At 68.8% G+C, this 21,562-nt stretch carries 22 protein-coding genes; 10 read left to right on the top strand and 12 right to left on the bottom strand.

Translation table 11 applies throughout. The features are described from left to right. Positions 1-20: 20 nt before the first annotated feature. Positions 21-623, bottom strand: coding sequence for a hypothetical protein (locus GY170_RS10405; protein ID WP_163893130.1), 603 nt, complete (start codon positions 621-623; stop codon positions 21-23). A 320-nt stretch (positions 624-943) separates the two neighbouring features. Between GY170_RS10405 and thrS the strand changes: the two genes are divergently transcribed. Beyond that, positions 944-2,944: a threonine--tRNA ligase gene (gene thrS / locus GY170_RS10410; protein WP_163893132.1), complete on the top strand. Its 2,001-nt coding sequence runs from the start codon at positions 944-946 to the stop codon at positions 2,942-2,944. A gap of 97 nt (positions 2,945-3,041) precedes the next feature. On the opposite strand, the gene GY170_RS10415 is transcribed toward thrS, so the two are convergent. Both GY170_RS10415 and GY170_RS10420 read right to left on the bottom strand, forming a co-directional pair. After that, entirely contained in the window at positions 3,042-3,407 is a 366-nt protein-coding gene (locus tag GY170_RS10415) for a hypothetical protein (RefSeq protein WP_163893135.1), read from the bottom strand. A 73-nt stretch (positions 3,408-3,480) separates the two neighbouring features. Then, positions 3,481-3,810 carry an arsenate reductase family protein gene (locus tag GY170_RS10420; RefSeq protein ID WP_163893137.1) on the bottom strand — a complete coding sequence of 110 codons (330 nt, stop codon included), beginning with the start codon at positions 3,808-3,810 and terminating at the stop codon, positions 3,481-3,483. 165 nt (positions 3,811-3,975) lie between these two features. On the opposite strand from GY170_RS10420, the gene GY170_RS10425 reads away from it, so the two are divergent. Genes GY170_RS10425 through GY170_RS10435 form a run of 3 tightly spaced genes read left to right on the top strand, consistent with a single transcriptional unit; the run spans position 3,976 to position 5,620 of the window. Next, entirely contained in the window at positions 3,976-4,182 is a 207-nt protein-coding gene (locus GY170_RS10425; protein WP_163893140.1) for a cold-shock protein, read from the top strand. A 51-nt stretch (positions 4,183-4,233) separates the two neighbouring features. Next, the gene (locus GY170_RS10430; RefSeq protein ID WP_163893143.1) at positions 4,234-4,575 is read left to right on the top strand and encodes a HigA family addiction module antitoxin; all 342 of its coding nucleotides are present in this window, start codon (positions 4,234-4,236) and stop codon (positions 4,573-4,575) included. Between the two features lie 49 nt (positions 4,576-4,624). Continuing rightward, the gene (locus GY170_RS10435) at positions 4,625-5,620 is read left to right on the top strand and encodes a hypothetical protein (RefSeq protein WP_163893146.1); all 996 of its coding nucleotides are present in this window, start codon (positions 4,625-4,627) and stop codon (positions 5,618-5,620) included. Positions 5,621-5,635: 15 nt separating this feature from the next. Here the strand turns inward: GY170_RS10435 and thyX are convergent, their stop codons facing one another. Beyond that, a complete protein-coding gene (gene thyX, locus GY170_RS10440; RefSeq protein ID WP_163893149.1) occupies positions 5,636-6,541 on the bottom strand; it encodes an FAD-dependent thymidylate synthase in 906 nt (301 codons plus the stop codon). 171 nt (positions 6,542-6,712) lie between these two features. Between thyX and GY170_RS10445 the strand changes: the two genes are divergently transcribed. The 6 genes from GY170_RS10445 (at position 6,713) to GY170_RS10470 (ending at position 12,831) form a co-directional block, all read left to right on the top strand. After that, on the top strand, positions 6,713-7,771 hold the full coding sequence (locus GY170_RS10445; protein ID WP_163893152.1) for a hypothetical protein: 1,059 nt from the start codon (positions 6,713-6,715) through the stop codon (positions 7,769-7,771). Beyond that, on the top strand, positions 7,768-9,237 hold the full coding sequence (locus GY170_RS10450) for a hypothetical protein (RefSeq protein ID WP_163893154.1): 1,470 nt from the start codon (positions 7,768-7,770) through the stop codon (positions 9,235-9,237). The genes GY170_RS10445 and GY170_RS10450 overlap by 4 nt, the downstream gene beginning before the upstream one ends. A 358-nt stretch (positions 9,238-9,595) precedes the next feature. Then, positions 9,596-10,024 carry a VOC family protein gene (locus GY170_RS10455; protein WP_163893158.1) on the top strand — a complete coding sequence of 143 codons (429 nt, stop codon included), beginning with the start codon at positions 9,596-9,598 and terminating at the stop codon, positions 10,022-10,024. Positions 10,025-10,040: 16 nt separating this feature from the next. Continuing rightward, positions 10,041-10,766 (top strand): DUF1194 domain-containing protein, encoded by a 726-nt coding sequence (locus GY170_RS10460; RefSeq protein ID WP_163893161.1) that lies wholly within the window; start codon positions 10,041-10,043, stop codon positions 10,764-10,766. Further along, positions 10,763-11,464, top strand: a complete 702-nt coding sequence (locus tag GY170_RS10465; protein ID WP_163893163.1) for a DUF1194 domain-containing protein — start codon at positions 10,763-10,765, stop codon at positions 11,462-11,464. Before GY170_RS10460 ends, GY170_RS10465 begins: the two co-directional genes overlap by 4 nt. A 686-nt stretch (positions 11,465-12,150) precedes the next feature. Next, positions 12,151-12,831: a hypothetical protein gene (locus GY170_RS10470; RefSeq protein WP_235924097.1), complete on the top strand. Its 681-nt coding sequence runs from the start codon at positions 12,151-12,153 to the stop codon at positions 12,829-12,831. Here the strand turns inward: GY170_RS10470 and GY170_RS10475 are convergent. The 8 genes from GY170_RS10475 to GY170_RS10510 all read right to left on the bottom strand — a co-directional run bounded on the left by GY170_RS10475 (position 12,828) and on the right by GY170_RS10510 (position 21,527). Continuing rightward, positions 12,828-13,244, bottom strand: a complete 417-nt coding sequence (locus GY170_RS10475) for a c-type cytochrome (RefSeq protein WP_163893169.1) — start codon at positions 13,242-13,244, stop codon at positions 12,828-12,830. The genes GY170_RS10470 and GY170_RS10475 overlap by 4 nt on opposite strands. An 83-nt stretch (positions 13,245-13,327) precedes the next feature. Further along, positions 13,328-14,008 carry an ABC transporter ATP-binding protein gene (locus GY170_RS10480; protein WP_163893173.1) on the bottom strand — a complete coding sequence of 227 codons (681 nt, stop codon included), beginning with the start codon at positions 14,006-14,008 and terminating at the stop codon, positions 13,328-13,330. Continuing rightward, positions 14,001-15,287 (bottom strand): lipoprotein-releasing ABC transporter permease subunit, encoded by a 1,287-nt coding sequence (locus tag GY170_RS10485; RefSeq protein WP_163893176.1) that lies wholly within the window; start codon positions 15,285-15,287, stop codon positions 14,001-14,003. The genes GY170_RS10480 and GY170_RS10485 overlap by 8 nt, the downstream gene beginning before the upstream one ends. A gap of 59 nt (positions 15,288-15,346) precedes the next feature. Next, on the bottom strand, positions 15,347-15,937 hold the full coding sequence (locus GY170_RS10490) for a TetR/AcrR family transcriptional regulator (protein ID WP_163893178.1): 591 nt from the start codon (positions 15,935-15,937) through the stop codon (positions 15,347-15,349). A 201-nt stretch (positions 15,938-16,138) separates the two neighbouring features. Next, entirely contained in the window at positions 16,139-17,851 is a 1,713-nt protein-coding gene (gene ftsZ / locus GY170_RS10495; protein WP_163893182.1) for a cell division protein FtsZ, read from the bottom strand. A gap of 415 nt (positions 17,852-18,266) precedes the next feature. Beyond that, entirely contained in the window at positions 18,267-19,601 is a 1,335-nt protein-coding gene (gene ftsA, locus GY170_RS10500; RefSeq protein ID WP_163893185.1) for a cell division protein FtsA, read from the bottom strand. Positions 19,602-19,758: 157 nt separating this feature from the next. Beyond that, positions 19,759-20,625: a cell division protein FtsQ/DivIB gene (locus tag GY170_RS10505; protein WP_163893187.1), complete on the bottom strand. Its 867-nt coding sequence runs from the start codon at positions 20,623-20,625 to the stop codon at positions 19,759-19,761. Continuing rightward, positions 20,613-21,527, bottom strand: coding sequence for a D-alanine--D-alanine ligase (locus GY170_RS10510; RefSeq protein WP_163893190.1), 915 nt, complete (start codon positions 21,525-21,527; stop codon positions 20,613-20,615). The genes GY170_RS10505 and GY170_RS10510 overlap by 13 nt, the downstream gene beginning before the upstream one ends. Positions 21,528-21,562: the final 35 nt, after the last annotated feature.

Below are 21,562 nucleotides of genomic sequence, written 5' to 3' on the forward strand. Positions count from 1 at the left end.
GAGCGCCCGCCTCAGATCGATCACTGCTCGAGCGCGATGATGCCCAGATCCATCCCGACCGTCTCGCCGGTGACGAGCGAGGTGCCGTCGTAGGAGGTCTCACCCAGAAGGACGGTGTCTTCGTCGGCGTCCGCGCCGATGGCCATCATCACGTCCTCGTCGATCGTGTGGGTGTAGCCCGCGGTGCCCTCCAGGGAGCCGCTGACGCGGACGCCGATAGCGGCGCCGAGATAATCGTCCGCGATGCCCGAACCGGCGATGTCGAGTTGGCCGCTGACCGGCGTGTCATCGCTGGCCACAAAGTTGTCCGCGCGGCCGGTGAGGCTTTCGGCGCCGAAGTCCAGCTCCATCGCCACGCCGCCGATGGCACCGGCATCCGAGTCCGCCTCGGCCACGATGGCGAACCCCTCGTAGGAGGCGGTGCCGCTGTCCGGCAGCTCATCGGCGTAGATGTCTTCGACGGTGTCCAGCGAGGAGATGACGTTTTCCGCGTATGAGAGGGCGTCGTCAAAGTCGGAGAAGGCGGGCAGGTCGGAACCCTCCGGGCCGGAGGAGGACGAGCAGGCGCCGAGCGCGGCGAGAAGGACAAGCGGCGCAGCGGCGGAGCGAAGAATCGAAGTCATGGATACGTCTTTCGTCGAAGTGAACGGGCACCCTCCCCCAGCTTCGCCGCCCCGTCCCTGGAATAGCCGGACGGCCTCAAGCGGTGGAAACGAAAGGAAACTCCCCCAATGGATGAAATTGTTAGCATCACGGGCGCGTGAGACAAACGTTTTCTGTCGCCCCCCGAAGATGGCCCCGCGGCCGATGTCTCCGCGCCACCCCGGCGGCCGCCGGCGGCCCGTGCCGTCTTGACCGCGCCGCCGCGCCAAGCCATGTCAGCGCCACACATACCCGCAACCGGGCGCTTGGTGGGCGCCAGACCGACGAGGAGAAAAGGCCCATGGCCGATATTTCCCTGACCTTCCCCGATGGCTCGCAGCGCGACTACCCGGCCGGCACCACGCCCGCCGAAGTGGCCGAGAGCATCGCCCCCTCCCTCGCCAAGAAGGCGATCAGCGCGGCGCTGAACGGCCAGCACATCGACCTGCAATGGCCGCTGCAGACCTCCGGCGAGATCACCATCAACACGATGAAGGACGACGCCCCGGCGCTGGAGCTCATCCGCCACGACCTCGCCCATATCATGGCGCGGGCGGTGCAGGAGCTCTGGCCCGACGTGCAGGTGACCATCGGCCCGGTGATCGAGCACGGCTGGTACTACGACTTCGACCGCGAGGAGCCCTTCACGCCGGAGGACCTCGGCGAGATCGAGGCGAAGATGAAGCAGATCATCAACGCCCGTGAGCCTGTCCGCACCGAGGTCTGGGACCGGCCGCGCGCCATCGCCCATTACGAGGCGGCCGGCGAGCCCTACAAGGTCGAGCTGATCGAGGCGATCCCGGGCGACGAGCCGCTACGTATGTATTGGCACGGCGACTGGCAGGATCTGTGCCGCGGCCCGCACCTGCAGCATACCGGTCAGGTCCCCGCCGATGCCTTCAAGCTGATGAGCGTCGCCGGCGCTTACTGGCGCGGCGACAGCAAGCGCCCGATGCTGCAGCGCATCTACGGCGTCGCCTTCAAGTCCCGCGACGAGCTGAAGGCCCACCTCACCATGCTGGAGGAGGCCGCCAAGCGCGACCACCGCAAGCTCGGGCGCGAGATGGACCTCTTTCACATGCAGGAAGAGGCCCCGGGCCAGGTGTTCTGGCATCCCAACGGCTGGACGATCTACACCACGCTGCAGGATTACGTCCGCCGCAAGCAGCGCGCCGGCGGCTACCGCGAGATCAACACGCCGCAGATCGTCGACCGAAAGCTGTGGGAGGCCTCGGGACACTGGGCGAAGTACCAGCACCACATGTTCATCGTCGAAGTCGACGAGAGCCGCGATGGCGAGAACGACGACGCGGCGGCGAAGGACAAGGAAACCACGCGCATCAATGCGCTCAAGCCCATGAACTGTCCCTGCCACGTGCAGGTCTACAACCAGGGCCTGAAATCCTACCGCGACCTGCCGCTGCGCTTCGCCGAGTTCGGCTCCTGCACCCGCTACGAGCCCTCGGGCGCGCTGCACGGCATCATGCGGGTGCGCGGCTTCACGCAGGACGATGGCCACATCTTCTGCACCGAAGACCAGATCGAGACGGAATGCGCGCGCTTCATCGAGTTCCTCGCCGGGATCTATGAAGAGCTCGGCTTCGCGACCTTCGAGATCAAGTTCGCCACGCGGCCCGAAAAGCGAGTCGGCACCGAGGAGAGCTGGGATTACGTCGAGACCGCGCTCGAGCAGGCGATCCGCAAGACGGGCCGCACCTATACGCTCGAGCCGGGCGACGGCGCCTTCTACGGCCCCAAGCTCGACTTCTATCTGACCGACGCCATCGGCCGGGTCTGGCAATGCGGCACCTTCCAGGTGGACCCGAACCTGCCCGAGCGGCTGGATGCGGAATATGTCGGCCCTGACGGCGCCAAGCACCGGCCCTTCATGCTGCACCGCGCCACGCTCGGCAGCTTCGAGCGCTTCATCGGCATCCTCGTCGAGGAGCACGCCGGCAAGCTGCCGATGTGGCTGGCGCCGCGGCAGGTGGTGGTGGCCTCCATCGTCTCCGACTGCGACGCCTACGTGCTGGAGACGGTGGAGAAGCTGCGCGCCGCGGGCATCCGCGCCGAGGCCGACATCCGCAACGAGAAGATCAACTACAAGGTCCGCGAGCATTCGCTGGCCAAGGTGCCGGTGATCTTCGCGGTCGGCATGCGCGAGGTGGAGGAGCAGACGGTCACCATCCGCCGCCTCGGCGAGAAGCAGACGCAGACGGCGCCGCTGAGCGACGCCATCGCCGCGCTGGTGACGGAGGCGACGCCGCCGGACCTGGCCGAGCGGGCCATCGCGGCAGAGTAACGGCGACGGGGCGGGGTTTTCCCGCCCCGCGTCACGAGAGTCACTCGGTCATGGAGCTTGGGCGGCAGTTCGCCACCCCCCTGCCCCGGCAACTCCCCTAGAAGTGCGCCTTCTCCTCGTCCGGCTTGCCGGCGCCGATGGCCAGCACGCCGGCGAGGCCGGCCATGGTGATGGGGAACATCGTGCCGACGTTGAAGCCGAAGGCGGCGTACATCAGCCCCGCCGAGGCGAGCAGCAGCACCCCGGCCCAGAGCGCCCGCGCCCGGGCCATCGCCCCGCCTGCAATGGCGAGGATGGGCGAGAGGACGGACGCCGCGCGCACCAGATCGCGGTTCTCCACCTCGAACCACTCCGCCGCGCCGGGCTGGGCGGCGACGAACTCCGTCCAGCCGAAGCCGACGAGTCCGACGACGAGGCCGATGATGCCGGCGATGATGCCGAGGACGAGGGCGGCGTTGCGCATGTCTTTCCTGCTCCTTTTGTTGGCAGGGAGATAGGCACGGCCCCCGCCCGGCCCAAGGGTGAAGGCGCCGCCGTTATTCCCCCAGGTAGCGGGCGCGCACGTCGTCCTTCCAGCCCATCGTCCAGCTGCCGCCCTCCTCGATCACCGGGCGCTTGAGGAGCGTCGGGTGCCTCGCGAGGAGCTCTTCGGGCGGCAGCCCCCGCTCCTCCTCCCCCAGCCCGCGCCAGGTGGTGGAGGCGTGGTTGATGACGCCGAGGCCGAGCGCCTTCAGCATCGCGGCGATAGCGCCCTCCTCCAGCCCGTCGGCGCGGACGTCGACGACCTCCGGCTCGATGCCGGCGGCGCGCAGGTCCTTCAGCGCGCGGCGGCAGGTATCGCATGTCTTCAGCCCGAAAAATCGCATTTGCTGCCTCCTTGCTGTGCAACACGGGCCGCCGGGGCGGCGCGGCGTCGCTTGTCATTTGCGTTTTGCACGCAGTCGCCAATCCTTAACAGCGGGGGCGCCAGAGGCCAGAGCCACCCGGCCCGCGCCCCGCTGCCGCCGGGTGGGGCATGAAGGAGACGGGCAATGCCGAAGGGCGCCGTGAAGTGGTTCAACACCACCAAGGGGTACGGGTTCATCGAGCCGGAGGATGGCGGGCGGGACATCTTCGTCCACATCTCCGCCGTGGAGCAGAGCGGCCTCACCGGCCTCGCCGACAACCAGCCGATCGAGTACGAGCTGATCGACGGCCGCGACGGGCGGCAGATGGCGGGGAACTTGCGGAAGGTGTGAGGGGGGCCTCCTTTACCCTTTGGTGAGCTGGGTGTGATAGGCTGATGGACGATGCCCACACTCCCTCCCGAGACACCGCCGGACAGACTGGCCCCGATTCACCCCGGCGAGGTGCTGGCCGAAGAGTTTCTCGGCCCCCTATCCCTCTCCGCCGCCACCCTCGCCCGCCGCCTCGGCGTACCCGCGAGCCTCGTGACGGAGATCGTCCGGGGGCGGAGGGGGATCACCGGCGACACGGCGCTGCGGCTGGCCGAGGCGCTGGGGACGACGCCGGACTTCTGGATGAACGTGCAGACGACGTGGGAGTTGGATGTGGCGCGGGGTCCTTCAACGAGGGACAGTTTACGCTTGACTCGGGCAATGCCGGATCGTCTCGTCGCTACTAGAGTTTGATCGGTAGTGATTGCTGCAAACTATAATTCTTCCTAGTCGTCGAGGTCACTTGGCTACCTTCAAGAATCACGAAGAAGATCGGGAAGTCTTCAGACGCCTAAGCTCAACTGGCCGGATTTCCGGCGTTTTGCGACAGAGGATAATTCAGAACTATAACGTTTGCAGTCTCTGCAGCAAACAGATTGAGGTCGGGCGCCCCGCATTTGCAGGATATGATTACAAATTGGCGCCACAGTTGGTTTGCGGAGCCTGCGCAGCCTACCTCGAAGAGCTAGCAACTCCAGTATACTGGCAGACCAACCTGGATATAAGTATAGATGAAGGCATACCACTCTGGAGATACATGGATTTCGCGAAGTACGTTAGTATGCTGCGCGAAGAAGCTGTGTACTTCACTCGGGCCTCTAATTTTGACGACATCTACGAAGGAGCTGCAGGCAAATCCTCTCGGCAGAAAGAGTGGGATGAGTACTACCTACAAAGCTACAGAGAAATTATAGCGCATCCGCCAACGGGCCCGGCCCCTGACGAAAATTCTATAGGCCCCGCGGCAGAGAGGCTACTAGATCAAACAAAGCGTATATTTGCTGAGGCAAGGAATTCTCTTGTTTCATGCTGGCATCAGAACTCCGGCGAGTCAGAAGCCCTCTGGAAAATCTATTGTCCGCATGGCACCTCAGGCTTGGCGGTCAAAACCAACGTCAGCAAGTTATGGAATTCATTGGTTTCCGCGCCGGAACTAAAGGTCGGTAAAGTCCAGTATTTAGACTACGCAACTCACTTTGCCGCGAACGAGGAGAGGATCTTCTGCAAAAGATCAACACTGTCCTACGAGAATGAGGTGCGAGCAGTTGTGCCAAACCCGGAGAGGCCGCCGGTTGACGGTAGCAACGTGCCAGTAGATCTCTCAGAGTTAATTGAGTCTGTGATTATCTCCCCATATTCTCCACCCTGGTTCCAGGATATCGTTAGCGAGACCACCCGCAGATATGGTAAAAGCTTTGAAATTCATGCTTCCGAAATAAGAGAGCCGCCGTTTTACTAGCTAAGTCGGTGAGCTTCACCCCCAAACCTCCCGAAACTCCCGCCATTCCCCCTTGCTCATCCCGCTCCCCTCCTGCGTCACCTCTTCCCCGGCCAGCATCCGCTTCAGGCAGGCCACACCCTTCCCGGATAGCTGCACACTCCCCAGCCGGTAATCCTCGAACGCCGCGTAGGCCGCCGGCACCCAGTCCTTGACGATCTCGCAGATCGCCTCCGCATAGACCCGGATCTCGTACTGCGCGTGGGCATCCGCTCTCAGCCGCAGGAAGTGGAAGAGGTTGTGCAGGTCCACCTTCCAGTACCACTGCGTGTAGATGTTCGCCGGCAGGTTCATCCGGGCGAGCTCCCGCGCCAGGCCCTGCTGACCGTCCTGGGAGATCATGGCCTCGTAATGGTCGTAGGCGCGGGTGCTGTCGGCCTTCAGCCAGTCCAGCACGCGGGCGGCCTCCTCCCCCGTCAGCGCCTCGCCCCGGCCCTGGTTGTTGACGACCGACTGGGCGGCGAGATGCTCGGCCGAGGGGATGTAGAACTCCCGGTCGAGGATCGAGTAGCGGCCGGAGTACTCGTTCACGTTGGCGGTGCGGTGGCGGATCCACTGGCGGGCGACGAAGACGGGCAGCTTCACGTGCAGCTTGATCTCGCACATCTCGAAGGGCGTCGAGTGCCAGTGCCGCATGAGGTAGCGGATCAGCCCCTCGTCGTTCTGCACGCTCTTGGTGCCGCGCCCGTAGCTGACCCGCGCCGCCTGGCAGATGGCGGCGTCGTCGCCCATGTAGTCGACGACGCGGACGAACCCGTGATCGAGCACCTCGTGGGCGTGGTAGAGATGCGCCTCCATCCCCTCCGACACCGCGCGCAGCGTCGGCCGTGTCTCGGCCCGCAGCGCCTCGATCTCGGCGCGGTCATTGTCCTTCAGGCCCATCTTGGTGCTCCCCTCGCGGCTCTCGGCTTTCCGCCTACTATATCTAGCGGCCTCTGTGGCGAAAGCGTCGAATGCCCCAACAAAGCCCCCTTTGCGTCGTTGACTTGCCCCCGGCCGCTCCGGATGATGCGGCCCAGGCAGGAAACCCGGGCAGCAGCGGGAACAACAAGCATGCGCACGATCGTCTCTACCGCCGCGCTTCTGGCGCTGCTCGCCGGGTGCGGCGACGGGGAGCCCTTCTTCACCGAAGAGCCCGAGCCGGGCACGGAATCACCGACCGACGCCGAGGGCGATGGTGAGACCGAGGGCACCAACGACGAGGGCAGCCTCGCCGGCGATCTGCCGCCGGGCACCAACGATCCCTCCAGCACCGCCAGCATCACCCGCTACGAGGCCACCGACGAGGTGGGCGGCGGCTACGTGCAGGATGCCTATTACGTCGCCGCCGACGATACGTTCTACGTCGACAACCTCGCCTTCGATGGAGCCAACGTCTACGGGCGCGGCACCAACGTCTCCTCCATGGGCGGCTATGCCGTCTACGAAGGGGTCGAGACGGTGGAAGACAGCCTGACGGGCGCCCTGATCGACCAGTTCACCTACCGCGCCATCTACGGCGCCAGCGAGAACAGCGTGCTGGTGGAGGGCGAGCCGCAGCCGGCGACGCAGTTCGCCATCGTGCGCACCGGCTCCTACGTCGATTACGGCTTCGGTGGCTTCATCTACACCCGCAACGGCGAGGTGACGCTGCCGACGACGGGCCAGGCGCAGTTCACCGGGGATTACGCGGGCGTGCGCATCTTCGACGGCATCACCGGGCTGGAATACACGCGCGGCGACATGGTGATGGCGATCGATTTCGAGGACTTCAACGCCGGCAACGGGGTCACCGGACATGTGATCAACCGCGAGCTGTTCGACATCAACGGCAACCGCGTGGCGCTGACCAACGACTACAACGTCGACGGCGGCCGCATTTTCCTGCCCGACATCAACTTAGTCGTCGGCCCCGGCACGATGAGCGACGATGGCGAGCTGACCAACGGCGTCTTCACCCGCGGCTACAATGCCACCGGCGCCCCGGTCGATTACGAGACGGGCACCTACTACGCCGTCCTCTCCGGCGACGGGCCGGACGAGGTGGTCGGCGTGATGGTGATGACATCGGAGGATCCGCGCTACGAGGATGTGACGGTGCAGGAAACCGGCGGGTTCATCCTTTACCGATGAAAGCCCTTGTCACTGCCCTGGCCATCGCCCTGACGCCGCTCGCGGCCGGGGCGCAGGATGTCGCCCTCTCCCCCGCCCAGCTCCGGGCCGTCGCCGTGCAGGTCCTGCGCGAGGGCGACCCGATGGAGGCGATCCGCCTCTCCCAGCTCCTGCTGGAGCGCGACCCGACGGATGACGTGGCGCTCTACGTCAAGGCCGAGGCGCTGCTCGCCATCGGCCGCCCCGACCTCGCCGCCCGCTTCGGCGCCGCCGCCTTCCGCTCGACGGAGGAGGACCAGCTGCGCTACCAGGCCGCCCGCCTGACGGCCAAGGCCGAGGCGGAGGCGGGCGACTTCACCTGGTCGCAGCTCTGGCTGCGCCGGGCGACGCCTTACGTGCCCAGCCCCGAGGCCCGCGCGGGGCTGGAACAGGATTATCGTGCGCTGCGCGCCGCCAACCCGCTGCAGCTGTCCTTCGGCTTCGGCGTCGCGCCTTCAAGCAATATCAACAATGGCTCGTCGTCGGAGACGGTCGTGCCCTACGGCTTGGGCCTCTTCGACCTCAACGCCGACGCGCAGCCGCTCTCGGGAATTGAAGTTTCCGCCAACGGGAGCCTCTATTACAGGCTGCGCCGGACCGAGCGCTCGCAGACATCGTTCGAAGCGGGGCTCTCCGGGCGCAGCTACGTGCTCAGCGATGAAACCCGGAACGCTTTGGAGGAGCTCGCCCTCGAGGAATACGAAGACGAGCTGGAAAAGTACGAGCGGGTGCTGCAGGGCCTCGAAGAAGGCGATATCCCGCCCCCCCCACCCGAGCGCCCTGACGAGACGACCGGCTTTGATTACTCCGACGCGACACTGACCTTCGGCCTCGAACATGTCGTGGCACCTGAGTCGGGCCCGCGCCGGCTGAGCTATGGCGCCGAGATCGGGCAGGTCTGGTACGGAGGCGATCCTCTGCGCCATTTCCTGCGCCTGTCGCATGATCGCACCTACGACCTCGGGCCAGACGGCTCCTTCCTTGTGAGCGGGCTGGCCGAATTCCAGGTCGAGGATGGTTACGACGATTCGTGGACACTCACCTTCCGCGCCCGCCATGCGCTGCCCGCCACGGAGATGGGAGCCCTGGTGATCACCTCGGGCTTCGGCGCGGCGCTGACGGATGATCCCGATCGCGGCTACCAGGGGCTGTTCCTCGCGGCCGATTACGACTTCGCCCAGCCGGTCTTCGGCAATGTCGAGCTCGGCCTCGGCGCCTCGCTCGATGCGCGTGTCTATGAGGCGACGCGCTATTCCAACCAACCAGGAACCACGGTGGACCGCGAGGACTTGCGCGCCCGCACTTACCTCGACGTCGATCTGCCGGGCTTCGAAGTCTACGGCTTTGTGCCTCGCGTCACGCTCGAAGCCGCCAGTACATTCTCCACCGTCAATTTCTTCGACAGGGAGGAATACAGCATCGGCCTCGACTTCAGATCCGCATTCTGAGGGGCCGGTGGGATAAAACGCCACCTACGTCGGGTGGGTTTACAACCCACCTTTGCGCAACGCCCGGAGCTCGTCTCCCGCCCGGTGCGCGCCACAGGCGCAGGGCGAGCGCCGGCCCGTCCCGCGGGCTGGCGCTCCGGTGCCGTTGGCGCAAAGCCCAGAGCGACGAGGTGGACGCACCATAAAGCACCACCGCCTGACCGTGGGAGCGCCACCCCACGTGCCGGCGCTCGCCCTGCGCCTGCAACGGGGACACCAGGTGCCCCGTCCCTTCGCCCCCCGGACCACACTCCCGCGTTGGACGTCCCGCCCCATCCTGCTAGGCTTGGGGCCAACCACTCATGACCCGGAGCACCTCATGCCCCTGCGCTATCTGCACACCATGGTCCGCGTGAAGGACCTCGAGAAGACCATGGCCTTCTTCGAGCTGCTCGGCCTCAAGGAGACCCGGCGGATCGACAACGAGGGCGGCCGCTTCTCGCTCATCTTCATGGCCCCTCCCGGCCAGGACGAGGCGCCCGTCGAGTTGACCTACAACTGGGACGGCGACGATGAGCTGCCGTCGGATTCCCGCCATTTCGGCCACCTCGCCTATGGCGTCGATGACATCTACGCCACCTGCCAGGCCATGATGGACGCCGGCGTCACCATCAACCGGCCGCCCCGCGACGGGCACATGGCCTTCGTGCGCTCGCCGGACAACATCTCCATCGAGCTGCTGCAGAACGGCGAGAGCAAGGAGCCGGCAGAGCCCTGGGCCTCGATGGAAAACACGGGCCATTGGTAAGGCCGGGAGGCATGGGGTGAGGGGGGCGCTCGCCGCGCTCCTCGGGCTGGCCGCCCTCGGCGCGGCCGCCCCCGCCCATGCCTGCCGCCTTGCCCTCGCCCTGGGGCTCGATGTCTCCGCCTCCGTCGATGCGCGCGAGGATGTGCTGCAGCGCCAGGGCCTCGCCGCCGCCCTCCTCTCCGAGCCGGTGAACGACGCGCTCTTCGGCTCCGGCGAGCCGCCGGTGGCGATGGCGGTCTTCGAATGGTCCGGCCGGTCGAACCAGTCGCTGCTGATGGGCTGGCGGCTGATCGAGACGGAGGAGGATCTGCTGGGCGCCGCCACCGCCGTCGCCGAATCCGAGCGGGTGCCCGGCCAGTTCCCCACCTCCATCGGCGCGGCGCTCGGCTATGCCGCGATCCTTCTGGGGGAGAGCCCCTCCTGCACGCGGCGGGTGATCGACCTCTCGGGCGACGGCGTCCACAACGATTCCTACCCGCCCGCCTCCGCCTACCGCGGCTTCCCGCTCGAGGGGGTGACGGTGAACGGCCTCGTCATCGAGGGCGGCACCACCGGCGAGGAGGAGGACGAGGATGATCTCTACGCCCATTACCTGCGAGAGGTGATCCGCGGACCCGGCGCCTTCGTCATGTCCGCCAACGGCTTCGAGGATTTCGAGCGCGCCATGACCTTCAAGCTGGAGCGGGAGCTGCGCGCCCTCGCCCTCGGCGCGCTTGAGCCGGGCGAGGCGGGGCCGGGATGAGGCGCCTGCTGGCCGTTGCTGTCGCGCTGCTCCTCGCCGCCGGGCCGGCCGCGGCGCAGGCGCCCTGCCGTCAGGCGCTGGCCATCGGGCTCGATGTCTCCGGCTCCGTCAACGCCCGAGAATATCGCCTGCAACTCGACGGGCTCGCCGCCGCCCTCGCCTCTCCCGAGGTGCTCGCGCGTCTGGCCGAGCCCGGGCCGCCGGTGCGCCTGCTGGTCTTCGAGTGGTCGGGCCCCGACGCGCAGCGCCTTCTCCTGCCCTGGACGGAGCTGGCCGGAGAGGCGGCGGTGCTCGACGCCGCCGCGCGCCTGCGCGCCACGCCCCGCCTCGGCGCCGCGCCCACCACGGCGCTCGGCCGCGCCATGGAATACGGGCTCGCGGCGCTGGGGGCGCAGGACGCCTGCTGGACCCGGACGCTCGACCTCTCGGGCGACGGGACGAACAACGCCGGCCCCCGCCCGCAGGATATCGCGGCGCCGGAGGGGGTGACGGTCAACGGCCTCGTCATCGGCGGCATTGCCATCGCCAGCGACCAGGAGCTGGCGGACATCAAGCAGCTGACCTCCTACTTCCGCGCCTACGTCCTGCGCGGCCCCGGCGCCTTCGTGGAAGCGGCGCTCGGCTGGGACGATTTCGAGACCGCCATGCGTCGCAAGCTCCTGCGCGAGCTGAAGGCGATGGTGATCGGGCGGTTGTAGGGTGCGGGTGTGGCTTGCCGCCCCTACCCCGGCCCCGGCGCCATCCCTAACGTCCCCGCTCTTCCCCCGCGCGGAATCAAGCCGCAGGCGCCGCGCGAGCGCCGGCCCGTCGCCGCGGGCTGGCGCTCTGGCTGGGCTTGGTGCTTCGTTCGGTACGGGGAGGGGCTTGGCAGGCATAAAGCGCACAGCGGCGCCGTTGTGGCGCCACCCCACGGGCCGGCGTGCGATGGTGGCGCCTGTGGCGGGCCGGGGATGGTGGGTTGGAAACCCACCCTACGAGACTCGCTCGGGGCGAGGGCTGCGGAGACTCCGCCGCCGCTCCTTCCCCCGCGCGGAATCAAGCCGCAGGCGCCGCGCGAGCGCCGGCCCGTCCCCGCGGGCTGGCGCTCTGGCTGAGCTAGGTGCTTCGCTCGTGCCATGGAGGGGCTAGGCTGGCATAAAGCGCGCAGCGGCGGCGTCGGAGCGCCACCCCACGGGCCGGCGTGAGAGGGCGGGACTTGCGGCCGGCGGAGGATGGTGGGGCTTGGGGCACGTTCCGGCCGGGGGTATGGTGGGTTGGAAATCCACCCTAAGCGGATGGAAACCTGTCCGAGCCACGGGCAGCACCCCCTCTCCGCCCCCCCCCCCACGGCCCGGTGATCGGCGCCCCCTTCCCTCGCCCACGCTGGCGCGTCATGCTTCGGCCCATGCGTGCCCTTGCCCTGACCGCCCTCCTCCTCCTCTCCGCCTGCGGCCGTCCGCTGACGACGGACGAGACGTCCTTCGCCCGCGCCTTCCTCGGGCCGGACTTCTCGCCCGCCACCGTCCGCCTGCGGGGCGATCTCGCCGAGGAGCGGCCCCATTCCATCCCCGTCCGCCCCCGCACGACCTGCCAGGAACGGATCTACCCGCAGCCGGCCACGGCGACGGTGGAGGTGGTGACCGGCGCACTCACCGCCTTCCAGACCGTCTACTTCCGCCCCGGCCGCTACCTCGAGGACTACCTGGAGGGGCTCGGCGGCGAGGCGATCTCGCTGCCTGCCGCCATGCTCTTCGCCCATGAGATGGTGCATGTCTGGCAATGGCAGAACCGCGCCACCACCGGCTACCACCCCCTCAAGGCGGCGGTCGAGCATGTGCAAAGCGTCGATCCCTACCTCTTCGACCCGAACACCGAGGTGGATTTCCTCGACTACGGGTGGGAGCAGCAGGGCCGCGTCTACGAGGAATACCTCTGCTGCCGCGTCCTCGCCCCCGAGGCCGCGCGGACGTCTCGCCTGCACGAGACGCTGGGCAAGTACTTCGACCTGCCGCCGCTCGACGTGGCTCTGGCGCAGAATGTCTGGATCCCCGCCGGCGGCGACGACCTCTCGGGCATCTGCGACTAGCGCTGCAGGCTCTCGAGGTAATCCGTCACCGCCAGGAGCGCGGCGGGCACGGGCGTGCCGGTGCCATCCTCGTTCTCCACGATGATCTGCGGGCCGAGGTCTCCGGCGCCGAATTCCGGCATCACGTCGGCGTAGTGGCCGCCGCGGAGGTAGCCGTCGATGTAGCTCATCACCTCGTTGCGCGGAAAGGTACCGCCGTTCCCGGAAGCCAGCGTCGTCAGGTTGGCCGGCTGGACGGGCAGCCCCTCCGCGAGCGGACCATTGCCCATGGCGGCGGGGCCGTGGCAGGCGGCGCAATTCTCGGCGTAGAAGGCGGCGCCGTCGACGGCCTCCGACTCGGGATTGGACGCGGGCTCGGTCATGCACGCGGCGAGGAGGGCCGGCAGGGCCAGCATGGCATAGGTCGTCTTCATCGGATCATTCCCCCGTTTTGCCCCATTGTGACAGCCCGGCGCGGCGCCGTCACGGGGGACATCGGGCCGCAGGTGAAGCCGGATCAGGCCGGCACCACCTGCCCGCCCTCCAGCCGCAGCCGCCGGTCCATCCGGGAGGCCAGCTCGAGGTTGTGCGTCGCGATCAGCGCCGCGAGGCCCGTGCCGCGCACGAGGGACATGAGCGCCGCGAAGACGCGGTCGGACGTCTCGGGGTCGAGGTTGCCCGTCGGCTCGTCGGCCAGAAGCAGGCGCGGCTCGTTGGCCAACGCCCGGCAGAAGGCCGCCCGCTGCTGCTCGCCGCCGGAGAGCGCGGCGGGGCGGTGATCGCCCCTGTCCTGCAGGCCGACCTCGGCGAGGAGCGCCTCCGCCCGCGCCTCCGCCTCCGCCCGCGCCACGCCGTTGGCGAGCTGGGGGAGGATGATGTTCTCGGCGGCGCTGAACTCCGGCAGCAGGTGGTGGAACTGGTAGATGAACCCCACCTCCTGCCGTCGCACCACGGTGCGCTTGCGGTCGGAGAGGCCCGTCATGTCCCGCCCGCCGATCTCCAGCCCGCCGGCATCGGCGGTGTCGAGCAGACCGGCGATGTGCAGCAGCGTCGACTTGCCGGCGCCAGAGGGCGCGACGAGGGCGACGATCTCCCCCGGCTGGATGGCGAGGGAGACGCCGCGCAGCACCTCCACCGGCCTGGCCACGTCGCCGTAGGTCTTGGTGATGCCGTCGAGGCGGAGGGCGGCGTCACTCATAGCGCAGGGCCTCCACCGGGTTCATCCGCGCCGCACGGCGGGCGGGAAAGAGGGTGACCACCCAGCTGAGGAACAGCGCCAGCGCCACGGCGGCGCCGACATCGCCCCATTCCAGCTTGGCCGGCAGGGCGTAGATGCCGCGGATCTCCGGGTCCCACACGCCGCCGCCGGAGACGAAGTTGACGAAGGAAAAGATGGGGTCGATCCAGATCGCGAAGGCGCAGCCGAGGATGACGCCGAGGATCGTGCCGATCGTGCCGATGGAGGCGCCGCAGAGGAAGAAGATTCGCAGGATCGAGCCCTCCGACAGGCCCATCGTGCGCAGGATGCCGATGTCGCGGCCCTTGTTCTTCACCAGCATGATCAGCCCCGAGATGATGTTGAGCGAGGCGATGAGCACGAGGATGGAGAGGATGACGAACATCACGTTGTCCTCCACCGTCAGCGCGCGGAGGAAGGCGCCGGACGAGTCCTTCCACGTCCAGACCAGCGCGCGGGGGCCGGCGGCCTCCAGCAGGGCGGGGACGATGGCCTCGATATTGTCCGGGTCCTCCACCATCACCTCGATCTCGTCGACGACGCCGTCGCGGTTGAAGAAGAGCTGCGCCTCCTCCAGCGGCATGTAGACGCGGGTGCGGTCGATATCGTAGCGCCCGGCAGTGAAGATATAGCTGGCGTCGTAGGCCGAGGCGCGGGGGGACGTGCCGAAGGCGGTGCGGGCGCCATCGGGGGAGATGATGCGGATGCGGTCGCCGAGGAAGGCGCCGAGCTCGCGTGCGACGCCGGAGCCGATGGCGATGCCGTTCGGGAAGTCCTGCAGCTGCCCCTCGGCCTCCTCGGGGTTGGCGATCCGCGGGATGGTCGCCAGATCCTCCGGCGCGATGCCGAAGACCTCGACGCCGGCATTGGCGCCGCGCAGGTTCGCCATCACCTGAGCGCGCACCAGCGGCGCGGCGCTGGTGACGCCGGGCACCGCCTCCAGCCGCTCGGCCATCGCCTGATAATCTGCGATGGTGCGCGAGGTCTGCCCCGTCTCGGAGACGTCGAGCGACTGGTAGATCGTCGCATGGGCGTTGGCGCCGAGGATCGTGTCGACGAACTCGGCCCGGAAGCCGGCGCGCACGGAGAGCGTGGCGATCAGCGCGGCGACGGAGAGCATGACGCCGAGCAGCGAGATCCATGTCATCACGCTCACGCCTCCCTCGGCCCGCCGGGCGCGAAGATAGCGCCAGGCGATGAGGAATTCGAAGCGCGCGAAGGGCGGCGGGGATGTGGCCAAGACCTGCTCCAGTTTTGCGCGCGACCATGCGGGCGCGGCGCAGGCGGGTCAAGCCACGGTCAGGCGAGCGGCGCCCCCGTCAGGCGGCAGAGCGCAGCCGGAGCATGGGCGAGCGGCGCCCGCGCGCCGAACATGCGCACCGAGGCGAGCACCCCCTCTACGAATAGGAAGACGGCCTCCGCCGCCGCCTCCGGCGCATCCAGCCCCTCCGCCTCCGCCCGCGTGGCGAGGCCGGCGATCATCCGGCGCTTCACGTGGGCTGCGGCGGCGTGGACGGGGTGGTGCGGGTCGGAGAATTCCGCCGCCGCCGTCTGGAAGGCGCAGCCCATGGCCCAGTCCCGCTGGGCGCGGCGGATGGCAGAGAGGCCCCACTCGGTGAGCGGCCGCGGACCGTCCGCCGGCGAGGCGGCATCACGCAGCGTCGCGGCGCAGCGCTCGATCCACGCGACGATCAGCGCGTCCTTGGAGCCGTAGCACTTGTAGAAGGTGGCCTTGGCGACGCCGGCCTCGGCGACCACCCGGTCGATCCCCACGGCGCGGTAGCCGTGCTGGTAGAAGAGGAACCCCGCGGCGGTGAGGATTCGCTCCCGCACCGGCCCACCCTGCCTTGCCGCCTCCGCTACGTCCTGCTGCTCAAGAACATCGCCCATACGCTCGCCTCCTGCGCCTTTGTCCGGCCACGCGCCCCCGCCGGGATCTCCTATCCCGGCGGGGGCGTCCGGTCCCCAGAAATCCCGGGAATTGGCTGACGCGAGGTGAATACGGGGGCGGCCCGCGCAAAGAAAAACGGCCCCCGGAGAGATCTCCGGGGGCCGCGGGTTCTTGTGAGTGGTGGTGGACGCCTGAAGGCGTCAGTTGGCCTGGCGGCGCAGGAAGGCCGGGATCTCGATGCGCTCCTGCTCGGGATCGGCCTCGTCTTCGTCCCAGGAATTGACGCGCGGCTGCTGGCGCGCGGCCGGCTGCTGGCGCGGCGCCTGCTGCGGCTGGGCGTTGCCCTGCTGGGCGGCGCCTTCCGGCTGGCCCGTCATGCGGCCGAGGAGGCCACCGATGCCCGAGCGGCGGGCGTGGGCTCCCTCGCCCTGCGCGGCGGGCTGCTGCTGCGGGGTCGGCTGGGCGGCGCGGGCCGGGGCCGGCGCGTCGCCGGAGCGGCGGGCCGTCAGGGCGCGCAGGCGGGCGACCGCCTCGGGCGTCGGCGTGCCGGCCGGCGGGCGGCCGGGGGCGACGAAGTCTTCCGCCGGCCGCGTGACCGGGGCCTCGGAGCGGGGGCGATAGGCGGGCGGCGGCAGATCGTCGTCGACCATCTGGGCGCCCTCGTCCTCGTAGCTGTCGTCGAAGGCGCTGTCGAAGAGGCCCGGCTCCGGCTCGTGGTACTCGTCCACCTCGGGCTCCGGCTGCGGCTGGGCCCTCTGCGGCTGCGTGCGGGCCTGCGGCGCCTCCGCCTCGGCAGTGCGGGCGCGGCGGGCTTCCGATGCCGCCACGGCGGCGGCCGGGCGGCGCGCCGGCTGCTGCGGCTCGGGCTCTTCGGCGCGGGCGGCGGTCTGCGGCAGCGGCGCGCTCATCTTGCGGCGCGGGACGGGCATCTCCTCCGTCCGGGCCACGGCGTCGATGCCGGTCGCGACGACGGAGACGCGGATGGCGCCTTCCATCGACGGATCGAGCGTCGAGCCGACGATGATGTTCGCGTCCGGGTCGACCTTCTCGCGGATCTTGTTGGCGGCCTCGTCGAGTTCGAACAGCGTGAGGTCGTGACCACCGGTGATGTTGATGAGCACACCCTTGGCGCCTTCGAGGCTGATCTCGTCGAGCAGCGGGTTGGCGATGGCGTTCTCGGCGGCAATGATGGCGCGATCTTCGCCATCGGCCTCGCCGGTGCCCATCATGGCCTTGCCCATCTCGTCCATCACGGCGCGGACGTCGGCGAAGTCGAGGTTGATGAGGCCGGGGCGGACCATCAGGTCGGTCACGCCCTTCACACCCTGGTAGAGCACGTCATCGGCCATCGAGAAGGCCTCGGTGAACGTGGTCTTCTCCGTCGCGATGCGGAACAGGTTCTGGTTCGGGATGATGATCAGCGTGTCGACGACCTTCTGCAGGGCCTCGACGCCCTCCTCGGCCTGACGCATCCGCTTGGAGCCCTCGAACTGGAAGGGCTTGGTGACGACGCCCACGGTCAGCACGCCCAGCTCGCGCGCGGCCTGCGCGATGATCGGCGCGGCGCCGGTGCCGGTGCCGCCGCCCATACCGGCGGTGATGAAGCACATGTGCGCGCCGGCGAGGTGATCGAGGATCTGCTCGATGCTCTCCTCGGCGGCGGAGGCGCCCACGGACGGGCGGGCGCCGGCGCCGAGGCCCTCGGTCGCCTTGATGCCCATCTGGATCTTGGCCGTGGCGCGGCTCTGCTGGAGCGCCTGCGCGTCGGTATTGGCCACCACGAACTCGACGCCGTCGAGCTCTTTCTCGATCATGTTGTTGACGGCGTTGCCGCCGGCCCCGCCGACGCCGAAGACCGTGATGCGCGGCTTCAGGTCATCGTCTTGCCCGGGCATGGAGAGATTGAGTGTCATGTCGGTCTGCCTGTCCTGCTTTGTTTCCGTCCGGCCCGTCCCCCGGGCGCCCTGCCTGTTGGCCTTGATTCTAACCCTGCCTGCCCAGCCCGTCACGTCAAAACCGCAGGAATGACACGAAATATGCTGTGGTAACGCGGGCCGCCGGCAAGATGATGCCGATCTGACGACCCCTAGCCGCCAAGGGCGGCAGCGACACGACATCTGGGGCGGACGCCCTCAGGCCGCGCGGCCCGTGGGCTGCGGCGGTGAGTACGGGTCTTCATCACTGTTCAGACGACTGCTCCGTCTGCCTCCGGTCGCACGTGTGCGGCGACCTTACCAAAATCTTACCACGCCCCCGGCAGCCCGTCACCCCGCTAATTACCCCTGCCCCGGCGGCACCGCCGGGGAAAAGGCAAGGCGGCGCGCGGCCCTACCAGTTGTCCTTGAACCACTTCACGGCGCGGCGGAGCGAGCGCGAGGGCACGCTTTCCGCCGGCACGTCGAAATCCCACCATTCGTCCTGCGGGTGGGCGGCGAAGAGCGCCAGCCCGACGGCAGAGGAGAAGGCCGGACCCGTCGTCGCCTGCGGCAGGCCGGCGACGCGCAGCGGCCGGCCCAGGCGGACCTGCTGGCCGAGGATGCGGCTCGCGAGCCCTTCCAGCCCCGGGATCTGGCTGCCGCCGCCCGTCAGCACGATCTGCTGCGAGGGCATGTACTCGAACCCGGCCGCGTCGAGCCGGGCGCGCACCTCCTCGAGGATCTCCTCGAGGCGCGGGCGCATGATGCCGATAAGCTCCGCGCGGGAGACGCGGCGGCGGTCCTTCTCCCAGTCGCCGCTGTCGCCGCCGATCTCGATCATCTCGCGGTCGTCCATGCCGGTGGCGGTGGTGCCGCCATGCTTGGTCTTGATCCGCTCCGCCTGGGCCCACGGCACCTGCAGTCCCATGGAGATGTCGCCGGTCACGTGCTCCCCGCCTAGCCGCACGGCATCGGCGCCGATCATGTGGCCGCGGTAGAAGATGGAGACGCCGGTGGAGCCGCCGCCCATGTCGATGCAGGCGGCGCCGAGCTCCTGCTCGTCCTCCACGAGGCTCGAGACGGCCGAGACGTAGGAGGAGGAGGCAAGCCCCGCCAGCTCAAGGTCACAGCGCTCGATGCAGGTGAGCAGGTTGTCGATGCTCTGCCCCTCGACCGTCAGCACGTGCAGGTCGGTCGACAGGCGCGTGCCCGCCTGCCCGCGCGGATCGGCGAGGCCGGAGCGGTGGTCGATGGAGAAGTTGACGGGCTGGGCGTGCAGCACCTCTCGCCCGTCGCCGTAATCGGGCTCGTCACAGGCGGCGAGGACGCGGCCGATATCCATGTCGCCGACCTGCTGACCGTGCAGCTCCACCGAGCCCTCCAGCCCGTAGGAGCGGGGGCGGGCGCCGGAGAAGCAGGTGATAGCGTGATCGACCCGCGTCTCGGCCATCTTCTGGGCGGACTGGATGGCGGTGCGGATCGCCCGCTCCGCCTCGGCCATGTTCACCACCTCGCCATGGCGCATCCCGCGCGCCCGCGTCGTGGCGGCGCCGATCACCCGGAAGGCGCTCTGCCCAGCCATGGAGCCGACGCCGTCGGTGCCCATGAAGCGCTCCGGCCCGTCGAAGCGCAGGATCAGGCAGGCGATCTTCGAGGTGCCCACGTCGAGCACCGCGATGACCCGCCGCTGGAGTGCTGCCTTGCGAAGGGCCCGCATCCGCCGCTGCCGCTGGTAGAGGTCTCTCATGTCTCGTTCTCCGCTTCGCGCGCCCCCACGCGCCCGCCCTGCCCCATGGCGCGCTGTCCCCTCGCGCCGTCTGCCCCGTGCTCCTGACGCCCGGGTTGTCTCGCCCCGGCCCTGGCCCGGTCGAATTCCTTGATGGATGCGCTCACAGGATCTCCGCTCACTGGCGGCGCTCCGCCACGGTGCGCAGATGCTCCTCCGCGAAGGTGGAGAGCCGCACCGTCGGCCGCGCCGCCGAGCGCATGTCGACGACGACGATGTCGAGGTCGAGCATCCGCTGCGCCTCGTGCAGCGCCAGCACCCGCTCCAGCGCCGGCACGGCGCCTTCCTCGGGGAGCAGGATGCGCTGGCCGCGGTCGAGCACCAGATCCCACCGGCGCTCACCCATGCGCACCAGCCCGCGCACGCGCGGCATGATCGGCTCGGCCGCGGCGAAGAGCGCCATCGCCTCCACCGTCGACTCCCGCGCGCCGTCGCCGGCGATCAGCGGCAGGTCGGGCCGGTCGGTGCGGTTAGGCACCATGCCGGTCAGCACGCCGTCGGCATCGACGAGGCGGAGCCCGTCCACGTGCCGCCAGATGGCCACCGGCCGGCGCTGCGTGACGTCGACGCGCAGCGTGCCGCCGGTCTGCACGCGCAGGCGCGCCTCCTTGACGGCGGTCAGCGCGGTGATCTCTTCCTTCAGCCCGCCGAGGTCGATGGCGAAGGAGGTGACGGGAAATTCGAAGGGCAAGAGGCCGTTGATGGCCGCGGCGAGCGCGATGTCGGCGCCGCGGATATCGACGCCCGTCACCATGAACTCAGGCCGCTCCTGGAAGGACTGGACGACGGCGGTGTAGCGCGCCTCGATGGCCGCCCAGTTCTCGTCGTCCGCGACATAGGCGGCGGAGATCAGGAAGAGCGCAAAGACCGGCAGGATCACCCGCAGGAAGATGCGAAAGAGCGGCGTCAGCCAGAGCCGGTGAAAGCGGTAGCCGAGCCGCGAGGGCGCCGGATCACGCCGGGCCGGCGGTTTCATCGCGAACATGAGGCATCCTCCACGAGCATGGCACACAGGTCAGGGAAGGAGATGCCCTCCACCGCCGCCTGTTCGGGGGCGAGCGAGGTGGGCGTCATCCCCGGCTGGGTGTTGGTCTCCAGCAGCACCAGCCCGTCGAGCCCGCGTGCCTCGTCCCAGCGAAAATCGGTGCGGCTGAGGCCCCGGCAGCCGAGCGCCCGATGGGCGCGCAGCGCGTAGTCGAGGCAGGCGCCGAAAATCTCGTCCGGGACCTCGGCGGGCACCACGTGGCGCGAGCCGCCGGTCGCGTACTTGGCGTGGTAATCGTACCAGCCGTCGGTGAGGATGTCGGTGACGGTCAGCGGCCGGTCGAGCAGCACCGCCGTCGTCAACTCTCGGCCCGGCGCGTAGGCCTCCACCATCACCTCGGCGGGCATCTCGCGGGCCAGCTGCGGCGGGCCGTTGGCGGCCTCGGTGACGATGTAGACGCCGACGGAGGAGCCCTCGTTGTTCGGCTTCACCACGTAAGGCGGCGGCAGCACGTGGCGGGCCTCGGCCTCGCCCCGCGCCACGATGCGGCTGTCGAGGAACGGCAGGCCGGCGGCGCGGAACGCCTCCTTGCTGCGCTGCTTGTCCATGGCGAGGGCGGAGGCGAGGACGCCGGAATGGGTGTAGGGGATCTGCAGCCACTCGAGGATGCCCTGCACGCAGCCATCCTCGCCCCAGCGGCCATGGAGGGCATTGAAGGCGACATCCGGCCGATCGGCAGCCAGCCGTTCGGCGAGATCGCCGCCCGCCTCGACTTCGCTCACCGCATATCCGGCCTCGCGCAGAGCCTGCGCACATTCGGCCCCGGTCGAGAGGGAGACCTCTCTCTCGGCGGACCGACCGCCCATCAATACGGCAACCTTCGGGGGAGCCCCGCTCGCCATTGAACCGCCTCAAATGCAGGCCTTTTGCGGCCTTG

The organism is Pseudoroseicyclus tamaricis, from assembly GCF_012070395.1.
GTDB lineage: Bacteria > Pseudomonadota > Alphaproteobacteria > Rhodobacterales > Rhodobacteraceae > Pseudoroseicyclus_A > Pseudoroseicyclus_A tamaricis.